Origin of the sequence: Proteus sp. PR00224, assembly GCF_016238105.1 — a bacterium.
GTDB lineage: Bacteria > Pseudomonadota > Gammaproteobacteria > Enterobacterales > Enterobacteriaceae > Proteus.
The window spans coordinates 159,529-179,816 of record NZ_JAEHQU010000004.1 but is presented as its reverse complement, the minus strand read 5'-3'; the positions used below and the strand labels follow the sequence as shown (position 1 = coordinate 179,816).

Here is a 20,288-nt window from a genome sequence, read left to right as displayed (position 1 = left end):
AATAGCCTATATTTATTAATAACACATTAATAAATATATCAATGTAAGTTAGAGAAGCATAAATCACTAACAAAAGTAAAATCTCTATAATATAATAGAAAATCACTTCTCTTTAGGCATATCTGGTTGATAAATTGGAAAAACTGGCAGTGCAGTTAATAAGCGTGAACCGTAGTTTTTTGTTAATAAACGTCTGTCATAAATGACAATTTCACCATGACAGTGATGGCTACGAATAAGGCGCCCAACTTGCTGAATTAAATTAAACGATGCACTGGGTAAACTTTGCACTTCGAAAGGATAGCGTTTGAGTGATTTTAACCACTCTCCCTCAGTTACAATCACCGGATCAGTCACCGGAGGAAAGGCAATTTTATGGATATGTACCTGCGTTAAGTAATCACCTTTTAAATCTAGACCTTCAGCAAAAGATTGTAAGCCAATTAATACACTATTATCACCCGCATCAATACGCTTGCAATGTGTTTCAACTAATCGATAGCGTGGCTGATCCCCTTGTACTAATAAGCATAAACGCAAATCTTTCACTTCTTCTAAAAAACCATCCATTGCACGTTGGCTGCTAAATAAAACCAATTGCCCTCGATGATTATTCTCTTTCATTTCTTGGCGAAAATAACGAGCCATCTCTTTTAAATGCTCACGTTCATGGTGCATAGTTGGCTCATAGTGCATTTTGGGGATCACGAGTTTGCCTTGCTTTTGATGCTCAAAAGGCGAAGACAACGTAATAAAGCGATCATCAAATTGCTCGCTTAATCCCGTCAATTCTTGAATACGAGAATAGCTATTTAATGAACGTAATGTTGCAGACGTAATAACCACATGAGGAATATTTTTCCATAATAATTGCGTCAATTGCTCACTAACCCGAATGCCAGCACAATGAAAATAGAGATGCGACTGTTTTTTATCGTAACGACGAGTTAACCATTTGGATACTGGTGCTTTTGAGGTTTGCTCTAATGTGGCTAAGCGCCAAAGTTTCGCCATATTTTCTAAATAACCCACCATCCTACTGGTAGTTAAAATGGCACGATGTAAACGCACAACATCTTCTTTCGCTGTCCGTTCTGTTAAATCGTTTAAAATAGCTTCGCCCAGCATTTTTAAACCATCCGTTAGCTTAAATAATGTCTGGCAACTTAACAGAAGTTGTTCAGGTAATTCACCTAACGGGAAGAGATATTCATCTTGTTCACTACGTTCTGGTAATAGTGCTCGCGTGAATGTATCAACCTCTTGATAGGCTTCACGTAACTTAGCAATATGAGCATCAAAACGAATAGGATCAGCCAATTTAGGCGGTCTTACAGGAATAAATTGCGCTAAATACTGACTAACATGACGAGTGATATTATCAAGCTGATTATTAAGGGAAACTAAGGTTATTTCCCCTTCGACTTCAAGTGCATCTCGCGCAACATCAGGAATATGATGCCCTTCATCAAGTACCAAAAGCAGATTTTTAGCATCAGGTAACACGGATTCACTTTCCATTGCTGCCATGACTAAAGCGTGATTGGTAATAACCACATCGACTTCATCAATTTCACGGCGCGCAATAAAAAAAGGACAACGATGATAATATTGGCAATTACGCCCTAAACAATTCATTTTATCCGTACTGATTTTACGCCATAAACTATCGGTTAATGCTCGTTTATGGTGATCGCGTAATCCGTCCCAGCCGAAACTAGTGAAATCATTTTTGAGCTCTTGGCAAATTTCTCTTTCTGCACTGGTCGCCACATCCACTTTATCTTCAAGCAAAAACATTAAGTCGATTTGCTCGCCTTCAGTGGCACAAATCGCATCTAAATTGCGAGGGCATAAATAGCGGCCACGACCAAAAGCGCCCGTGAACGTAAGATCAGGAATGATTTTTTTAAGTAATGGCAGATCTTTGCTATAAATTTGATCTTGCAGTGCCACATTCGCCGTACTGATTATCAATGGTTTTTTCTCATCACGACTAATTGCAATCCCCGGAATAAGATAAGAGAGTGTTTTACCCACCCCAGTAGGGGCTTCAATAACAAGATGGCGCCCCATTTCATCAGAAAAAGTCTTAGCTACCTCAGCAATCATTTCACGCTGTGGGGCACGCGGAATAAACCCTTCAATATGCTCTGGTAGGGCTTTATACCACTGACTTATTTGATTTTTAACGGATTGAGAAAGGGACATAACCACTCTGTAACTGATTTTAAGAAAGGCGTCATTGTCTCATAACACTGTATAAAAATCAGTAGTTACCTTTATTTACTCTCTTTTTCATCAAAGAATGGATAACTTCTCGAAATTATTGCTCTTTGTTATGGATTATTCATTCAACTCTTCATAGTATGAGTAACATCCAAAATAGTCTTATAAAAATATTTTTCTTTTGTTTTATTAAGCACAACAACACCAGTTAAGAGATATCTATAATGACTTCCGCAAAACGCCCTATTTTTAACTTAGAACTTGATTTACTTCGAACCTTTGTCGCCGTTGTCGATGGAAATACCTTTGCTGCAGCGGCGGAATCCGTTTGCCGAACACAATCCGCCGTTAGCCAACAGATGCAACGACTGGAGTCTCTACTTGGAAAAGAGCTATTTGCTCGCCAAGGTCGAAATAAAACACTGACAGAAGCGGGTACACAACTGCTTAATTACGCTCGCCGTATTTTACGCCTTAACGATGAGGCATGCCTTTCACTAATGCATGAAGAGATTGACGGCATTTTAAAAATTGGTTCTCCCGATGACACCGCAAACACGATTTTACCTGAACTTCTCGCTCGTTTTTCAGGCGCTTATCCTCGCTTAATTATGGAAATTATTGTTAAACGTAGTCCGTTTTTAATGTCTATGTTAGAAAACAATGAGCTAGATTTAGCCATCTCTACTGAAGAGCATGTGGGTTATCCTAAAATCGTATTACGCGTTTCACCTTCATTATGGTATTGCGGAAAACATTTTAGATTTGATCTTGATGAGCCGTTACCTCTCGTGGTGCTTGATGAGCCAAGCACTTACCGCGATATGATGATAAATCATCTTGATCAGCAAGGTATTCGTTGGCGAATTGCTTATATTGCAACCACACTTTCTGGTGCAAGAGCGGCAGTACGAGCTGGTTTAGGGATTATGGCGCGTTCAATTGAGCTTTCAGGTGATGATTTACGTATATTAGGCGAAAAAGAAGGTTTACCTGCTTTACCTGCGATCCGTTATAACCTTTATTTTAATTCTAATAGCCCAGGGAAAGCGGCACAAATTCTGTTTGATTCATTGAAAAATGAACAAAATGAAGTGATTAATCATGCAGATATCACGCTACAACAAGAATAACCAAAAAAATAAATTATTTCGATAACTCATCAAAAAATGAGAAGTAACAAAGACTGGATTTTTCCTATTCTGGTCTTTGTTATCCACTTAACCCAAATTTCTTAGCTAAAACATAGCTCAATACTGTACCATATTGAATAAGAATGGAATAATAGCCACCTTTATTGTAAAAAGCCTATTTGTTCTATCATCATAACGAGGAGAAAATATATGCCCATTTCCATCAGTGAAATAATGGAAATATTGCCTCATCGTTATCCATTCTTATTAATTGATCGCGTTATTTCTGAGCCAACTGAGCTTGCCAGTGGCAAATTAACCGCCATCAAAAATGTCACAACCAATGACACCGTTGTTTTTGGCGAGTTCTACCCACCTTTATTACTTCTTGAAAGCATGGCTCAAGCTTCGGGCATTCTTGCACATTACTACCTTTCACCTATGAGTGAGGATCAGCAATGTTATTTTGCCAGCATAAAGAATGCTCGGTTTTATGATGCGGTAAAAGCAGGCGATCAGCTAGTTATTGAGATCCAATTTCGCCGACAGCGACGCACTATTGTTAGCTTTTCAGGTACGGTGAAAATTGGGGAAAAGATAGTTTGTACATCTGAATTTATGTGTGCAAGGCAATAGATAAAGGATTGGCAGATAAAACCAATCCTTCACACAATAATCTTGTTTATACTATTTCAGCTTAACCTTCTATTTTTTAACACGTAATAATTGTGTTATTTCTGAAATAGTTACATTGTCGAAATGCAGTATTTTCTCAACTAATTGTGCCGATTGTTCAGCTTCTATCACCAAAGATGCATTATCGTAAAACTTACTGATCACATCTTTATCTGTCATTGGATTCTTCGGGTTACCATACTGAATATCTAATCTCTCCGTGATCTTTTCGCCATTTTTTAATGTCACGAAAATTAACCCGGGAAAATAAGTAGGAAATGGAATTTCTCCTTTTTCGGGATAACGATAACTTACACGCTTCGCTAACGATTGAATATCTTCCCGTTGGAGGTTTTCAGGTAATAATGAAGATAGTGTTAATGCATTATCTAAAAAACCCGCAGCAAATAACCACGGTAAACTAAATTTAGCGCCATAAGCTGTTTGAGGTGCCCATTTTGTTTCAGGTGGCTCACAAATCAAAGCAGCAGCTACTGGATCGACAACGCACTCGACACTCTCGATATCATCAGCGGTGATCCCTTTTTTCAGCAAATTACGCCCACAATCAACCGTTGCATGAGCAAAATGGCACACCGGATAAGGCTTAATAGAAACATTTAAAAATTCCCATACTTCACCTAATCCCAATGCAACTTGTTCTGGTTGCGCTTGCTCTCGAATACCATGGGTTTGATAAAGGCTATACCGACCTTCAAATATTGTTTCAGGGCCTGTCATTCCACCTTTTGCTAATGATGCGGCGATAATACCTGATTGTGCAGCCCATCCCGCATGAAAGCATTTAGAAGATGAGCTATTAGTAAGATATTCAGCTACTCCTGCTGCTTGGCTTCCTGTTAACCCTAATGCATTCACAGTTTGTTCAGGCGTCAATTTTAATAGCGAAGCGGCACAAGCCGTTGCGCCAAAAATACCAGCAATTGCGGTGGCATGAAAACCACGCTGATGAAATCCACTATGGCTTGCTAAGCCTACTCTTGCCGCGACTTCCCAGCCAATCACCCACGCCGTTAAAATATCTTGTGATGATGCACCGATAGATTCACCCAATGAAAAAGCAATCGGTGTTAATACTGCACTACCATGTGTAATGGAATCGGTATGTGTATCATCAAAATCTAAAGCATGTGCTGCAATTCCATTGGCAAGAGCTGCCACGGTTGTACTTGCCGTTTGTGAACTTCCCCAAATAGGGATATCACCTTGGCTATCAGGTAAAAAAGCAACGCCTTGTCGTCCTTGAATTGCACTTTGCTGCACACTGCCAGCCAAAGCGACACCTAATGTATCTAATAAATGAATTTTAGCTCGGCTAACAACTTGAGCAGGTAAATCAGAAAATGTGGTTGTGGTAATAAATTGGGCTAACTGCTGACTCAATGTCATAAACACCTCGAAATTGATAAGAAAAAGCCAGCAATATCACCGGCTTTTAGATAATAAGAAGGTTGGAGGTAATTAATTCACTTAGTCATTTAACCAGCCAGAGGCTTTGGTTTGTGCGACAACGCGATCAACCTGAGCTGGTGCATTACCCACATAAGTCGTTGGATCTAACAAAGCATCAAGTTCTTCTTGCGTAATATGATCACGAATACGTGTATCACGATTAATTGCTTCTACGAAGGTAATGCCCTCTTCTTGCCCTGACATTGATGCTTCATACACAATTTCATGTGCCGTTTGTTTACCTGCTTTATCAGATAATGCAAACATCACGCGTTCAGCCAGCATAAAGCCACCCAAAATATCCATATTTTTGCGCATTTTTTCAACATGAACATTTAACCCGCCTAATACTGTTTTCATATTATCAAAAATAACAGACAGCATCAGACACAGTTCTGGCATGATTTTCCATTCCATTTTCCAGATTGCACCATCACGCTCGTGTTGATGTTTCATCATATCGGTTAAAACAGAAAGGTTTGCTTTTAAGGTATTGCTGACACAAGCGGCATTTTCAACAATAGCTGGATTGCGTTTATGAGGCATCGTTGAAGAACCGACTTGTCCTTTGCTGAAAGGCTCTGATAATTCATCAATTTCGTTATGTGCTAATATCAAAATTTCATTGGCAATTTTACCTAATGTACCGCTAATTAAGCCAATCAACATGCCGTATTCGCTAAATCTATCACGTGCAGGTTGCCATGAAATTTCAGGCACACCTAAACCTAAACGTTTTAATACACGCGCTTCTAATTCATCAGCCTTATCACTTAAAGAGGCTTTTGTGCCCACCGCTCCGACGACACTTCCCACAAATAAACGTGGTTCAATTTCTTTAAGACGTTGATAATGACGGGCTAATTCTGTTAACCAAATTGCAGTTTTATGACCAAAAGTGATTGGCAGTGCTTGTAATGCTAATGTGCGCCCTACCATTGGGGTATTTCGGTGTTTTTCACTTAATGATAATAATGAACGACCTAATATTTTGATATCACGAAGGAAAGTATGATGAGCATCTTTAAGTTGCAGTACAAGACCTGTATCAATCACATCTTGTGTGGTTGGCCCAAAGTGAACATATTCACCATAATGTTCAGGGCAAGCATGTTCTAAACCACGAATAGTTGGCACTAATGGATGGCGAGTCAAACGCACTTGTTCTAATACATAATCCATATCGAGCTTTTCAAGCTTTGCGGTGTCTGCAATAACGTTTGCCGCCTCTTTTGGGATCAACCCTAATTCTGCTTGTTCTATGGCTAATGCCGCTTCATAATCAAGCCAATTTTGCATTCTCGTTTTATCAGAAAAAATAGTTCTCATTTCTTCTGTTGACCATAAATTCTTTAATAAAACCGAATCAAAAACGCTGGTTCCCATAATTATTTCCCCTGTTAAAAGAATAATAAAAAAATCGTTTTTTTAATCAAACGACTTGTTAGATTGTTATTTTATTTATGCAATATAATCTCTAAAAAAACACTTTGATAATTTTAATCTAAATTAAAAAATTTCTAATCAATCAAAAAATAACATTAATTCAATATGTTATAAATAACTCTTTATTTATTAGTTATAACTTTTGAATCTTAAATGTTATTTAAGATTTAATTAGAATAATTAATGCTAAAAAATTAGATGAAGATCATCTTTTTTTAAAAAGAGCTATTTTAAAAATAAATAAGTTTGTTATAAATAATAGAAACAGAATAAGCGCAGAGAAAAAAGTAATTAAAGGTTTTATTTAATTACCGGGGAACTCTATTTCTATATTTGGAGATATTAATAATGAAACAAAATAAACAAACAAAACTGATACACAGTGGACGCCAAGAAATTAAAACCTCAGGTCCAGTTAATCCACCCGTTATGAGAGCCAGCACCATTGTTTTTGATTCTATTAAAAGCTGGCGTGATGTCCGTGATCGTCGTGCAACAGAGCGCGTATTGAGTTACGGCGCTCGTGGTACTGAAACCGCTTTTGCACTGGAAGCTTTAGTAACTGAGCTAGAAGGTGGCCATCGCGCTCAACTGTTCCCTACTGGATTGGCAGCTATCGCTGTGACCATTATGGGATATGCTCGCAGTGGTGGTCATGTTTTATTTGCAGATTCTGTTTATGAACCCGTGCGTAAAATTGCCTCTGCTTTTCTTGAACCCAATAACATTGCTTATAGCTTCTTTAAAACAGATGGTTCAGATTTTGAGCAAAAAATTCAAGACAATACACAGCTTATTTTTGTCGAATCACCGGGTTCATTACTTTATGAAATGCTCGACTTACCTGAAATCTGCCGTATTGCGCATGAAAGAAATATTCCTGTTGGTGTTGATAATACTTGGGGCTCTGCATGGCTTTATAACCCGCTGGAATTAGGTGCTGATGTCTCAGTTATTGCAGCGACTAAATATTTATGCGGCCACTCTGATGTGATGATGGGAATTATGGTTGCGAATGAAAAAGCATGGGAAAAAATTGGTGCATTGCCTGAAGCATTAGGTCAAGCCAGCAGCCCTGATGATGCGGCATTAGTGCTTCGTGGTATGAGAACACTGGGACAGCGTATTGCAGCTCATGGCAAATCTGCTCTTGCTATTGCGCAATGGCTAGAAACACGTCCTGAAGTTGAAAAAGTGTGGTTCCCTGAATTACCTAATCACCCTCGTCATGATTTATGGAAACGTGATTGTAAAGGCAGCAACGGTTTATTAACCATTGAATTTAAACAAGGTTATACCGCCAAACAATCAGAACAATTTATTGATGCTCTTACACTTTTTGGTATTGGTGCATCTTGGGGTGGATTCGAAAGCCTTGCTTTACCTGCTAATGTTGCGGGAGCAAGAAGTGCTTCTGATTGGCATGAAGGCCACGGTCCTTTTGTTCGTTTACATATCGGGCTTGAAGCAACTGAGGATTTAATTGCAGACATTACACAAGCGTTCTCAGCATTAAATAAATAACAACAATATTATTGCGTCACTACTAGGGAATTTACTATGACAGGTTTAATCATTGCCGCGCTGGTAACCGCGTTGGTGGTTTATCTACTGGCTAGAGGTTATAAACCTCAGCCAGTATTATTACTCGGGGGCTTATTGCTACTGCTCCTAACTGCTTCTCTCGATCTTAATCCGTTACTACCAGAAAATAAATCAACGCAATTTAAGTATTTTGATATTTTCCAAATCTTTACGGATATTATGAGTTCTCGCTTAGCGGGACTGGGCTTAACATTAATGGCTATTGCGGGTTTCTCTCGTTATATGGAACACGTTGGCGCAAGCCGTGCTTTATTTGCCATTTTTGAAAAACCTTTAAAAGCAATTAAATCGCCTTATTTACTTTTGGTTATTTCATTTTTAGTTACCCAAATCTTGGTTATTTTTATTCCAAGTCATGCTGGTTTGGGAATGCTATTAATGGTCACCATGTATCCGATATTAATTCGTTCTGGCATTAGCCCACTTTCTGCTTTAGCGGTTATTGGATGCTGCCAGTTTATCGACCATGGTCCTGGCTCTGGTAACGTCATTATGGCAGCAAAAACTGCGGATATTGAACCTGCCGTTTATTTTGTTCAGCACCAGTTGCCTATTACTATTCCTATTATTATTGCTGTTGCGATTACCCATTTCTTTATTCAACGCTGGTGGGATAAACGTGAAGGATTTGTTTTTGACCCAACAACAATTGATGCAGTTAAAGAAGAAGGAAACAAAATTCCACTGTCTTATGCCTTATTACCCGTGATCCCTTTGGTACTCATTATTGGCTTTAGTCCTTTATTACACCCTTATATTAAATTAGAAGTCACCACAGCGATGGTTATCAGTACAGTGATTGCACTTCTCTTTGAATATGTTCGTTTACGTGATGCAAAGGCCGTAATGAATAGCTTTATGCTGTTTTTTGAAGGAATGGGTAAGCAATTTGTCTTAGTGGTATCGTTAATTGTATCGGGTGAGTTTTTTGCTAATGGTTTATTAAAAAGTGGTGCAGTCGATACACTTATTAGCTCTGCTCAAGATGCAGGTTTCGGTGTTGTCGCCATGATCCTTGTGATGAGTGCCATTCTTGCCTTAGCGGCATTCTTAATGGGCTCTGGTAATGCTGCATTCTTCTCATTTGCAGCCTTAACACCGAAAATTGCGGCTTTCTTAAAAGTGGATGTCATTACCTTAATTCTACCTATGCAAATTATGACAAGCTTTGGTCGTACTGTTTCACCGATTACCGCAGCCATCGTCGCCATTGCAGGTATTGCGAATGTTTCACCATTCCAAATAGTTAAACGAACCGCTATTCCTATGGCTGTGGCAGCCATTGTGAACTTAGCAATGACATTCTGGTTCCTTTACTCGTAAAAATTAAGTTGTATTTTAAATGAAGTCTTAAGTTGCGTTACCCCTTTCCCTTAAACTCATTTACTCCTGAGTTTAAGGGGTTTTTCTTATCATTGACTGTAACCTTTGATTGAAATCATTAACACAACTTGTACTGTAATTAAGGCTATTTATAAAGGTAAATAGCCTTTTTTACATCTCTATTCACCCTATTTAACGCGATAGAACGCCTCTCCTTTATTCTGTATTTTTCCTCAATCTGGAGACTTAGCGCTTGTTTCAACCTCATATCTCGATATACTTTTGCGCAACATTCATCTGCAAATGAACATTATGAAAAAAATAATTATCGTTGTTATCGCACTACTTGCTTTTGGCTCTATCGGTGGCGTTTTCCTTGCGGGATTAAATATTTATACCCGTTCAACTACACCAATAGAAAACAAACAAGCTCAACCTGAAACATCGCCAACACAACAATTTCCAGCAATACCCGACAGCTCACCTTCAACAAAATAAATGAGGTTGCCCTATGGAATATGATTACTTTGTCACGCCCCAATGGCTATTTGAACATCAAAATAATAGCGACCTTGTGATCCTTGATGTCAGTGCGCCGATGCCAACACAAAACATTGACTATTCAGCACTTTATCTTGAACGTCATATTCCACATGCGCATTTTTTTGATCTTGATGAAGTCGCCGATAAAACCACGCCACTCCCCCATATGTTACCTTCTGATGCACTATTTTCAGAAACGTTGACGCAATTAGGTATTTCTAATACCACTACTGTCATTATTTATGATCAAGGTAATTTATTTTCAGCGCCACGAGGCTGGTGGACATTCACGACATTAGGTTGTCGCAATGTGCGTATTTTAGCGGGTGGATTACAAGCTTGGATTGATGCTGGATTTGAAATCCAACAAGGTGAAGTCATTGCTACGCCAGCAACTTCGCCTTTTGTGGTTGAGCGTCATACTCAACGTTATGCCAATAAACAACAGCTTCTTGATAATCTCAATACCAAGCAAAAACAGATGATAGATGCTCGTTCGGCAGACAGATTTTATGGTAGAGCACCAGAACCTCGCCCTGGTTTGCGCAGTGGACATATTCCCAGCAGTAAAAATGTACCTTGGAATGAATTAGTGACTGATGGGCAATTAAAAGATAATGCGGAACTGAAGCAAATATTTGAGCAAACAGGCGTGGATTTATCACAGCCAATCATTGTTACTTGTGGCTCAGGCATGACAGCAGCTATTTTATTTTTAGCGTTAACGGTACTCGGTTGCCAATCTATTGCACTTTATGACGGCTCTTGGGCGCAATGGGGCGCTGAAAGTGCCCTCCCTTGTGAATGCTAATTTAATCAGCTTTTGCCTTAAAAAAGTAAACCCGCATTACGCGGGTTTATTATCACTCTCTGTTTGGCGTGAAAGTATTAACTTGCAAATATCTTTGCAAGATAGAGCACAACAATGGCACCAATAACCGCAACTACAAAGCTGCCAAAATTAAATCCGTCTACTTTACCTTTACCAAAGAAGCTACTAATTGCACCACCCACAACGGCACCGACAATACCCAGAATACAAGTCCATATCAGACCAATATCATAAGAGCCAGGCATTAAGAATTTCGCTAAAATACCCGCGATCAAACCAAAGATAATCCAAGCAATAATTCCCATATTTCCCCCTAAAAATAGTCATGATATAAACAACATACCTAAAAATGTCACTTATTGAGTGTAAGTCGAAATAGTTATTTTTTCCAATTATTGGAGATAAGTAACATTATATTTAAGATAAACAGAAAGATTATGACTTAGCAAACAAAAAAATAGCGCTGATTAATTAGCACTATTTTTTTATCAAATGAGATGATTTTTAAATTACAACGCTTCTATTGCTACAGCGATTTCTGGCGAGGTTTTTAGTGTTCGAATTTGCCTAAATAACTCATCGGCTTCTGGATACTCTTTGCGTAAATAGCTAAACCACTGCTTAATACGTGATGCATGATAAATCGTCGTATCACCGCGCTTTTCTAAACGAACATAGCGCTTTAATAGTTGGATAACCTCTGACCATGGCATTCTAGCTTCTATGCCTTTTACAACTCGGCTTAAGTTAGGGGTATTCATTGCACCACGACCAATCATTATCGCATCGCAACCTGTTGTGGCTAAGCAGGCTAATGCGCCTTCACGGTTCCAAATTTCACCATTAGCAATCACAGGAATAGAGAGTCTTTGACGGATCTCACCAATGGCCTGCCAATTGATTTTTTCCGCGCTATAACCATCTTCTTTTGTTCTGCCATGAACAGTGATTTCTGTTGCACCACCTTGTGCCACGGCATCTGCAATTTCATGGCTATACGCTGAAGAATCCCAACCTAGTCTCACTTTAACAGATACTGGCAATTCTAAAGGTACAGCATTACGCATCGCTTTTGTAGCTTGATAAATCGTTTCTGGCTGTTTTAAAAGTGAAGCTCCACCACCACTGCCATTAACCGTTTTTGAAGGGCAACCGCAGTTTAAATCAACGCCCCAAGAGCCTAAAGAAACAGCTCTAAAAGCATTTTCAGCCAACCACTGTGGATGTTGTCCTAATAATTGCACTCGCACCAGAGTTCCACTTTTAGTACGGCTTTCTGTCTGCAATTCAGGGCATAAGCGATAAAACGCTTTCGTTGGCAGTAATGAGTCTACAACTCGTACAAACTCTGTAATACAGAGATCGTAATCGTTAATCGAAGTGAGTAATTCTCTCACAAGGGGGTCTAAAACCCCCTCCATTGGCGCTAATAGAACTCGCACTTTTTAACCTCAAAACTCTTTTCTAGCTTTTGACCAAGGGCTTTGATTATCACTACCTTCATCACTTTTACGTGAACGGCGAGGCCCTAATTTTCCGGTACGAGAGCCATCTTTATTACGGTAGTTTTCTTTGCTTTTATTACGTCCAGACTCTTTACCTTCGCTATCGCCCTCTTTACGACTATTGTTGCGATTATCTTTACCGCGAATATCTGCACGACCACCACTTCTACGCGGTGCATTATTCTTTGGTTTTTTATGTAAAGGAGCCGCTTTAATTGAAGGATCAGGATCGTAACCTTCTAATGCTAAACGTGGAATTTCGCGTTTTAATAGACGTTCAATATCAGCTAATAAACCATGTTCATCAACACAAACAAGTGAAATAGCCTTACCCGTTGCAGCAGCACGACCCGTTCTACCAATACGGTGAACATAATCTTCTGCCACTTGCGGTAATTCAAAATTGACCACATAAGGCAGTTGGTCGATATCAAGACCTCGAGCCGCAATATCTGTTGCTACTAACGCTTTTAATTTGCCGTCTTTAAAGTCAGCTAAAGCACGCGTTCTCGCACCTTGGCTTTTATTGCCATGAATAGCAGCTGATTTAATACCATCGGCATTTAAATGTTCAGCAAGCTTATTCGCCCCGTGTTTAGTACGTGTAAAAATAAGCACTTGTGGCCAATTTTCTAAGCCAATTAAGTGTGATAACAACTCTGTTTTACGTTTTTTATCCACTAAATGAACATATTGATCAACAGATTCAGCAGCCGAGTTTTTTGGCGCAACTGAAATACTCACAGGGTTATTTAATAGTGAATTAGCAAGCCCCGTGATCTCTTTAGAGAACGTCGCTGAAAACAGTAAGTTTTGACGTTTTTTCGGTAATTTATTGATCACACGGCGAATATCGTGGATAAAACCCATGTCTAACATACGATCAGCTTCATCAAGCACTAAAACTTCAACGCGAGAAAGGTCAACCGCATTTTGATGTTCAAGATCGAGTAAACGTCCAGGAGTTGCAATCAGTACATCAACACCACCACGTAACTTCATCATTTGTGGATTAATGCTCACACCACCAAAAACGACTAACGAGCGAATAGGAATATAACGGCTATACGCTTTTACGTTTTCAGCAATTTGAGCCGCAAGCTCGCGCGTTGGTGTCAAAATCAGCGCTTTAACTGGTTGACGACCTTTTGTTTTTACTGCTGATTGAGATAACTTTTCCAGTATTGGTAATGTAAAAGCTGCTGTTTTACCTGTGCCTGTTTGCGCACTCGCTAATACATCTTTACCCGCCAAAATCGGCTCAATCGCCTGCTGTTGAATAGGGGTTGGGGTTTTATACCCTTGTTCATCAATAGCGCGGAGAAGCGCCTCACTTAAACCAAGCGATGTAAAATCGGTCAAAACAGTAGTCTCCTACAACCAGAACGTATAACACGGTGATTGAAATTAAAAATGACGGGCTTTCATACTGTCAATCTATAGGCATTATTACTCTATAGGTACTATCATTTCTAGGTATAGACAGTGATGAAAGAGAATGAATCTTGTTAGGTTAACCTAATAACACCTATTCTAACAGTTTTTGCTATATTCAGAATACAAAAATAATTTTCAATAATAGATTACACTTTTTTTATTACACATCAGCTTTATTCGATTATTTATCACAAATTTTCCCTATTGTTCAATATCATCTAATATAATACGCCTTGTTATCGCTGTTTTTAATATCATTGGTTTTGTTACATTTTACTTAAGTAAGGTATCTTCTATCATGTCAGACATCCACCAGAAGACAACGCGCGGTGAACTAGCAAAACGACAATTATTGGAAGCGGCATGTGAGATCTTTGGTAAAAATGGGCCAGATGCCGCCACAACACGCCAAATTGCACAAGCTGCTCAACAAAATATTGCCGCTATCGCTTATTATTTTGGTTCCAAAGAAGGGCTATATCTCGCCGTTGCACAACATATTGCTGATCTTATTCGCCTTGATTTTGAACCGACCGTGGTCATTCTTGACGAATTTCTTGAACGGCCTAACCCAGTAGAACACCTCCCATTACTGCAAACGCTTATTACAGATAGTTTTTTACAATATGCTCGTCTTGTGCTTGATAAAGAAAATATTCATCTTAGTCGCATTATGGCAAGGGAACAGCTTGTCCCTACCGAAGCGTATTCTCTTATCCACCAGCAAGCGTTATCGCCACTTTTAAGGCGAGTAAACAAGTTATTAGCTATTTATATCGGTTTAGATGAAACACTTCCTGCAACAATGCTACATACTCACGCTATATTAGGAGAAGTGTTATCATTTCGCTTAGTAAGGGAAACCATTCTAAGACAAACGGGATGGGATAGAATTGGTAAGAATGAGTATCAGATTATCTCCAACACGTTAAAAACTCATATTACTTTATTACTCAATGGATTAAGAGAGATTTACACTAACACTCATCACGCATAAATAGAGTTATTATGAAAACTAAAAAAATCAGTTTCTTTATCATCTTAATGATTATTATCAGTATTGTTGCAGGTATCTATTATTACGAAGAAAACAAAGAGTCTGAATTAGTACTCTATGGCAATGTCGATATCCGTACAGTCAATCTTAGTTTTCGTGTTGCTGGAAAATTAGATACATTGCATGTTGATGAGGGTGCGCCCGTTGAAAAAGGACAATTATTAGGTCAGCTCGACGATGCACCTTATCGTAATGCGCTTAACAAAGCATATGGCGAACGAGATAGTGCTATCGCCGCATTAGCCTTAATGGAAGCGGGATATCGCACTGAAGAAATCGCGCAAGCTCAATCTGATGTGTCATTAAAGCAAGCCGCTTGGCAATACGCAGAAAACTTTTATAAACGTCAGCAAGATCTTGCTAACCGAAAAGTCATCTCAGCCAATGATTTAGATAGCGCAAGAAATAATCGCAATCAAGCGGCGGCAGCCTTAAAAGCGGCACAAGATAAGCTCAATCAGTATCAAAATGGTTATCGAAAAGAAGACATTGATGCGGCGAAAGGACAAGTTATGCAAGCTAAAGCCGCTGTTGCACAAGCTGAATTAAACCTCCAAGACACGCAACTAATCTCTCCATCACAAGGTACTGTGCTAACTCGAGCGGTGGAACCCGGTACAATATTATCGGCTGGAAGCCCTGTATTTACGGTGTCATTAACTAACCCTGTTTGGGTCAGAGCTTATATCAGTGAAACTCACTTAAGCGAAGCTGTTCCTAATCGAGAAGTTTATCTATACACCGATGGACGTAGAGATAAACCTTATCACGGTACGATTGGATTTGTTTCACCAACAGCCGAATTTACCCCAAAAAGTGTTGAAACACCGGAGTTAAGAACCGATTTAGTGTATCGCCTCAGAGTAGTTGTGACGGATGCTGATGACGCATTACGCCAAGGTATGCCTGTCACCTTAAAATTTGCTTCCTCTCATTAAGTGTGGGGGAAAAATGGGACTCGCTGATTACACTATCGAACTTCTCGGTGTTGAAAAACACTTTACAGGACTGGAAAGCCCCGCTGTTTCGTCATTAACAGCCACCATTACAGGTGGCTCTGTGACGGGTTTAGTTGGCCCTGATGGCGCAGGCAAAACAACCTTAATTCGTATGCTTGCAGGCTTATTAAAGCCTGATGCTGGTGATATTCGTATTTTAGGAATGGATCCGCAAAAACAGAGTGTCGATGTCAGAGCTATTCTTGGCTATATGCCACAAAAATTTGGTCTGTATGAAGATTTAACAGTATTAGAAAACCTCAATCTTTATGCCGATTTAAAAAATGTCGTGGGTGAAGAGCGTAAAAAAGTTTATCAACAACTACTGACATTTACTGATCTCACTCGCTTTACATCTCGCCTTGCAGGTAATCTGTCTGGAGGCATGAAACAAAAGCTTGGGCTGGCTTGTACTTTATTAGGTAGTCCTAAAGTTCTGCTTCTTGACGAGCCAGGCGTGGGTGTCGATCCCATTGCACGCCGTGAGCTTTGGCAAATGGTGCATGCTTTGGCCAGCGATGGCATGTTGATACTATGGAGTACCTCTTATCTTGATGAAGCAGAGCAATGTAAAAACATTCTCTTACTTAACAAAGGAGAGCTACTTTATAGTGGTATTCCTCAAGATTTAACAGCAAAAATGGCAGGTCGCTCTTTTCTACTTAATGTTGAAGGTCATCAGCGTAGAAAAGTGTTACAACAGGCCATTATTCAACCTCAAGTTACGGATGGCGTTATTCAAGGGCAATCCGTTCGTTTGATCCTGAAAAAACAGAGTAATCAAACTGAATTACTAAGCGCTTTGGGTAAATCTGATACGAAGCTTATTCCTGCTACACCTCGCTTTGAAGATGCTTTTATAGATTTATTAGGAGGCGGTCCTTCTCATAAATCTGAATTAGCTGAAATTATGCCTCAGATCCCTCCCGCACCTAATGAAACCGTGATTGAAGCGCAACAGTTAACCAAAATGTTTGGTCAATTTGCAGCGACTGATCATGTCGATTTCCAAGTTAAACGTGGTGAAATTTTCGGTTTATTAGGCCCTAACGGTGCAGGTAAATCGACAACCTTTAAAATGATGTGTGGTTTATTAGTCCCCACCAGCGGTAAAGCCCTTGTGCTAGGTATGGACTTGAAAGAGAGCTCTGGAAAAGCGCGTCAACATTTAGGTTATATGGCACAAAAATTCTCACTTTATGGCAACCTTAAAGTGGGACAAAACTTGAAATTCTTCTCAGGTGTTTATGGCTTACATGGCAAACAACAACGCGATAAAATCAACGATATGATAACTGCCTTTGGTTTACAGCCGATGGTGAATCAAATCACTGAAACCTTACCTTTAGGTTATAAACAACGCCTTGCCCTTGCGTGCTCATTAATGCACGAGCCTGATATTCTCTTTTTAGATGAGCCTACATCAGGTGTTGACCCATTAACGCGAAGAGAGTTTTGGCTACATATTAATGGCATGGTGGATAAAGGAGTGACCGTGATGGTTACCACTCACTTTATGGATGAAGCAGAGTATTGCGATCGCATTGGTTTGGTTTATCGAGGCAAAATCATTGCAGCTGGCGAGCCTGATTCTCTGAAAAAAATGGTTGCCAGCAAAGATAATCCAACCCCTTCAATGGAAGATGCCTTTATTGGTTTAGTGCTGGATTACGATAAAAAACTTGAAAGTGAAAATGATAAAGGGAGCGAAAAACATGCATAATTCAGCTCAATCATCTCATGCCCGCTTTTCTTGGCGACGTTTATACGCACTGTGTTTAAAAGAAACAAAGCAAATTACTCGTGATCCCAGCAGTGCCCTAATTGCTATTGTTATCCCACTTACTTTGCTGTTTATTTTTGGATATGGCATTAATCTAGACTCAAGCAAATTAAATATTGGCATTTTAACTAATCAACAAAGCCAACCAGCACAAGAGCTTGTTTACACCTTCACGAATTCACCCTATATCAATGCAACTATTAGCGATAATCGACAATTATTAATCGATAAAATGCAGGCGGGGCAAATCCGCGGCATTGTGGTTATTCCTGTTAATTTTGCTGAATTACTTGCTCGCCAAGATACTAAAGCCCCCATTCAAGTGATCACCGATGGCAGTGAACCTAATACGGCAAACTTTGTACAAGCTTACACAAAAGGGGTTTGGCAAATTTGGTTACAACAACAAGCTATCAGTAAAGGTATTGATACGACGCCATTAATTGAAATCGAACCTCGCTATTGGTTTAACCCTGCGGCAATTAGTCAGCACTATATTATTCCAGGTGCCGTCACCATTATTATTACGGTAGTTGGGGCTATTCTTACCTCGTTGGTAATTGCTCGTGAATGGGAAAGAGGCACTATGGAAGCCTTACTTTCCACTCAAATTACACGCACTGAGCTTCTTCTTTCAAAACTTATTCCTTACCAAGTGTTAGGGAGTTTTGTCATGGTGCTATGTATGGTAGTCACTGTATTTGTGCTTGGTGTGCCCTATCGGGGATCATTGTGGATTTTAGGTGGCATTACGTCGCTCTTTTTAGCTACTGCTTTAGGCATGGGATTACTTATTTCCACACTAACGCGTAATCAATTTAATGCCGCGATGATTTCGTTAAATGCTGCATTTTTGCCTGCAATTATGTTATCAGGCTTTGTTTTTGAAATTGATAGCATGCCATTTTTTATTCAAGTGGTGACCTATTTTATTCCTGCACGTTATTTTGTGAGTAGTTTGCAAACACTATTTTTAGCTGGCGATATTCCATTGATATTAATGTTAGATATGTGGTTGTTGATCGTTTCTGCCATATTCTTTATTGGCTTAACGGCGTTAGCAACACGACGTCGATTAGATTAAAGGGAGAGTATTTATGTTTTATCGTCTTCTCACCCTGATAATGAAAGAGTTACAGTCATTATTACAAGAGCCTCAAACTCGCATTATCTTAATAATGCCAGTTATCTTTCAGATGATCTTATTTCCATTTGCCGCAACATTAGATGTTACCAATGCCTCTATTGCCATTTTTGATGAAGATAATGGTAAACAATCTATTGAGTTAACCCAGCGTATCGCCAAAGCAAGTGCATTCTCTCAAACTCTTTTGCTTAAAAATGAACATGAAATAAAAGAGGCTATTGATAATCGTAAAGCGCTTTTATTAGTTCGTTTTCCACAGAATTTTAGCGCCGACTTAGAAAGCCATGTTCCTGTTAAATTACAAATAATCCTAGATGGTCGAAATTCTAATAGTGCGCAAATTGCCGCTAATTATGTACAGCAAATCGTACAAAACTATCAAACTGAATTAGCAGGCAATACACCTTCTTTACTGAATAAAACAGAACTTGTTGTTCGTAATTGGTATAACCCGAATTTAAATTACAAATGGTTTATTGTGCCCTCTTTAGTCGCATTAATTATTACCATTGGCGTCATGATTGTGACTTCACTTTCTGTTGCTAGAGAGCGCGAACAAGGCACGTTAGATCAACTGTTAGTTTCGCCTCTCTCAACATGGCAAATCTTTGTCGGTAAAGCCGTTCCAGCAATGGTCGTTGCTGCCATTCAAGGCACTATCGTGTTAATTATTGGTATATTTGGTTATCAAATTCCCTTTTCTGGCTCATTATTGCTGTTTTACTTTACCATGCTGATTTATGGCTTATCGCTGGTGGGTTTTGGTTTGCTAATATCCGCATTAAGCTCGACACAGCAACAGGCTTTTATTGGTGTCTTTGTGTTTATGATGCCCGCTGTTTTATTATCTGGCTATATTTCCCCCGTAGAAAACATGCCCGTTTGGCTACAACATGCCACATGGATAAACCCAATTCGCCATTTCACCGATATCACAAAACAGATTTACCTTAAAAATGCCGACATCACTGTTATATGGCACAGTTTATGGCCTTTATTGGTGATTGCTGTAGGAACAGGTAGCATTGCCTATTATCTTTTCCAAAGGAAGATAGCTTAAAATCTGTACTTTGATAACTAACTCTAATAGACTGATACCAAA

At 39.3% G+C, this 20,288-nt stretch carries 17 protein-coding genes; 11 read left to right on the top strand and 6 right to left on the bottom strand.

Annotated features, from left to right (window positions below; genetic code table 11):
- Positions 1 to 102: 102 nt before the first annotated feature.
- Positions 103 to 2,211, bottom strand: a complete 2,109-nt coding sequence (gene dinG / locus JEP71_RS09445; RefSeq protein WP_198626142.1) for an ATP-dependent DNA helicase DinG — start codon at positions 2,209 to 2,211, stop codon at positions 103 to 105.
- 242 nt (positions 2,212 to 2,453) lie between these two features.
- Here dinG and JEP71_RS09440 point away from each other — a divergent pair, with 242 nt between their 5' ends.
- Both JEP71_RS09440 and fabZ read left to right on the top strand, forming a co-directional pair.
- Complete coding sequence (locus tag JEP71_RS09440) at positions 2,454 to 3,362, top strand: LysR family transcriptional regulator (protein ID WP_109373451.1); 909 nt, start codon at positions 2,454 to 2,456, stop codon at positions 3,360 to 3,362.
- 210 nt (positions 3,363 to 3,572) lie between these two features.
- Positions 3,573 to 3,998: a 3-hydroxyacyl-ACP dehydratase FabZ gene (gene fabZ, locus JEP71_RS09435; RefSeq protein ID WP_198620449.1), complete on the top strand. Its 426-nt coding sequence runs from the start codon at positions 3,573 to 3,575 to the stop codon at positions 3,996 to 3,998.
- 69 nt (positions 3,999 to 4,067) lie between these two features.
- Here the strand turns inward: fabZ and JEP71_RS09430 are convergent, their stop codons facing one another.
- The gene (locus JEP71_RS09430) at positions 4,068 to 5,447 is read right to left on the bottom strand and encodes an MmgE/PrpD family protein (protein WP_198626141.1); all 1,380 of its coding nucleotides are present in this window, start codon (positions 5,445 to 5,447) and stop codon (positions 4,068 to 4,070) included.
- A gap of 81 nt (positions 5,448 to 5,528) precedes the next feature.
- Complete coding sequence (purB, locus tag JEP71_RS09425; RefSeq protein ID WP_160230094.1) at positions 5,529 to 6,896, bottom strand: adenylosuccinate lyase; 1,368 nt, start codon at positions 6,894 to 6,896, stop codon at positions 5,529 to 5,531.
- A gap of 408 nt (positions 6,897 to 7,304) precedes the next feature.
- Here purB and metC point away from each other — a divergent pair, with 408 nt between their 5' ends.
- From metC to sseA, 4 genes are all read left to right on the top strand, one after another.
- Positions 7,305 to 8,480, top strand: coding sequence for a cystathionine beta-lyase (gene metC / locus JEP71_RS09420; RefSeq protein ID WP_198620447.1), 1,176 nt, complete (start codon positions 7,305 to 7,307; stop codon positions 8,478 to 8,480).
- Between the two features lie 36 nt (positions 8,481 to 8,516).
- Positions 8,517 to 9,884 (top strand): C4-dicarboxylate transporter DcuC, encoded by a 1,368-nt coding sequence (gene dcuC, locus JEP71_RS09415; protein ID WP_109373446.1) that lies wholly within the window; start codon positions 8,517 to 8,519, stop codon positions 9,882 to 9,884.
- Positions 9,885 to 10,196: 312 nt separating this feature from the next.
- On the top strand, positions 10,197 to 10,382 hold the full coding sequence (locus JEP71_RS09410) for a hypothetical protein (protein ID WP_100159496.1): 186 nt from the start codon (positions 10,197 to 10,199) through the stop codon (positions 10,380 to 10,382).
- Positions 10,383 to 10,395: 13 nt separating this feature from the next.
- Positions 10,396 to 11,238: a 3-mercaptopyruvate sulfurtransferase gene (gene sseA, locus JEP71_RS09405; protein ID WP_198626140.1), complete on the top strand. Its 843-nt coding sequence runs from the start codon at positions 10,396 to 10,398 to the stop codon at positions 11,236 to 11,238.
- 77 nt (positions 11,239 to 11,315) lie between these two features.
- Here sseA and JEP71_RS09400 read toward each other — a convergent pair whose 3' ends face one another.
- From JEP71_RS09400 to rhlE, 3 genes are all read right to left on the bottom strand, one after another.
- Positions 11,316 to 11,564: a GlsB/YeaQ/YmgE family stress response membrane protein gene (locus JEP71_RS09400; RefSeq protein WP_075672760.1), complete on the bottom strand. Its 249-nt coding sequence runs from the start codon at positions 11,562 to 11,564 to the stop codon at positions 11,316 to 11,318.
- A gap of 204 nt (positions 11,565 to 11,768) precedes the next feature.
- Positions 11,769 to 12,701 (bottom strand): tRNA dihydrouridine(16) synthase DusC, encoded by a 933-nt coding sequence (dusC, locus tag JEP71_RS09395; RefSeq protein WP_198626139.1) that lies wholly within the window; start codon positions 12,699 to 12,701, stop codon positions 11,769 to 11,771.
- A 9-nt stretch (positions 12,702 to 12,710) separates the two neighbouring features.
- Complete coding sequence (gene rhlE, locus JEP71_RS09390) at positions 12,711 to 14,126, bottom strand: ATP-dependent RNA helicase RhlE (RefSeq protein ID WP_196534301.1); 1,416 nt, start codon at positions 14,124 to 14,126, stop codon at positions 12,711 to 12,713.
- A gap of 373 nt (positions 14,127 to 14,499) precedes the next feature.
- Here rhlE and cecR point away from each other — a divergent pair, with 373 nt between their 5' ends.
- From cecR to JEP71_RS09365, 5 genes are read left to right on the top strand one after another with little or no spacing between them, the layout of a single operon-like run.
- Positions 14,500 to 15,198 carry a transcriptional regulator CecR gene (cecR, locus tag JEP71_RS09385; protein WP_198620444.1) on the top strand — a complete coding sequence of 233 codons (699 nt, stop codon included), beginning with the start codon at positions 14,500 to 14,502 and terminating at the stop codon, positions 15,196 to 15,198.
- An 11-nt stretch (positions 15,199 to 15,209) separates the two neighbouring features.
- Positions 15,210 to 16,196: a secretion protein HlyD gene (gene hlyD / locus JEP71_RS09380; protein ID WP_198626138.1), complete on the top strand. Its 987-nt coding sequence runs from the start codon at positions 15,210 to 15,212 to the stop codon at positions 16,194 to 16,196.
- A gap of 13 nt (positions 16,197 to 16,209) precedes the next feature.
- Positions 16,210 to 17,979, top strand: coding sequence for an ATP-binding cassette domain-containing protein (locus JEP71_RS09375; protein WP_196564399.1), 1,770 nt, complete (start codon positions 16,210 to 16,212; stop codon positions 17,977 to 17,979).
- Positions 17,972 to 19,123: an ABC transporter permease gene (locus JEP71_RS09370; RefSeq protein ID WP_109373988.1), complete on the top strand. Its 1,152-nt coding sequence runs from the start codon at positions 17,972 to 17,974 to the stop codon at positions 19,121 to 19,123. Before JEP71_RS09375 ends, JEP71_RS09370 begins: the two co-directional genes overlap by 8 nt.
- 13 nt (positions 19,124 to 19,136) lie before the next feature.
- On the top strand, positions 19,137 to 20,246 hold the full coding sequence (locus tag JEP71_RS09365) for an ABC transporter permease (RefSeq protein WP_198620442.1): 1,110 nt from the start codon (positions 19,137 to 19,139) through the stop codon (positions 20,244 to 20,246).
- Positions 20,247 to 20,288: the final 42 nt, after the last annotated feature.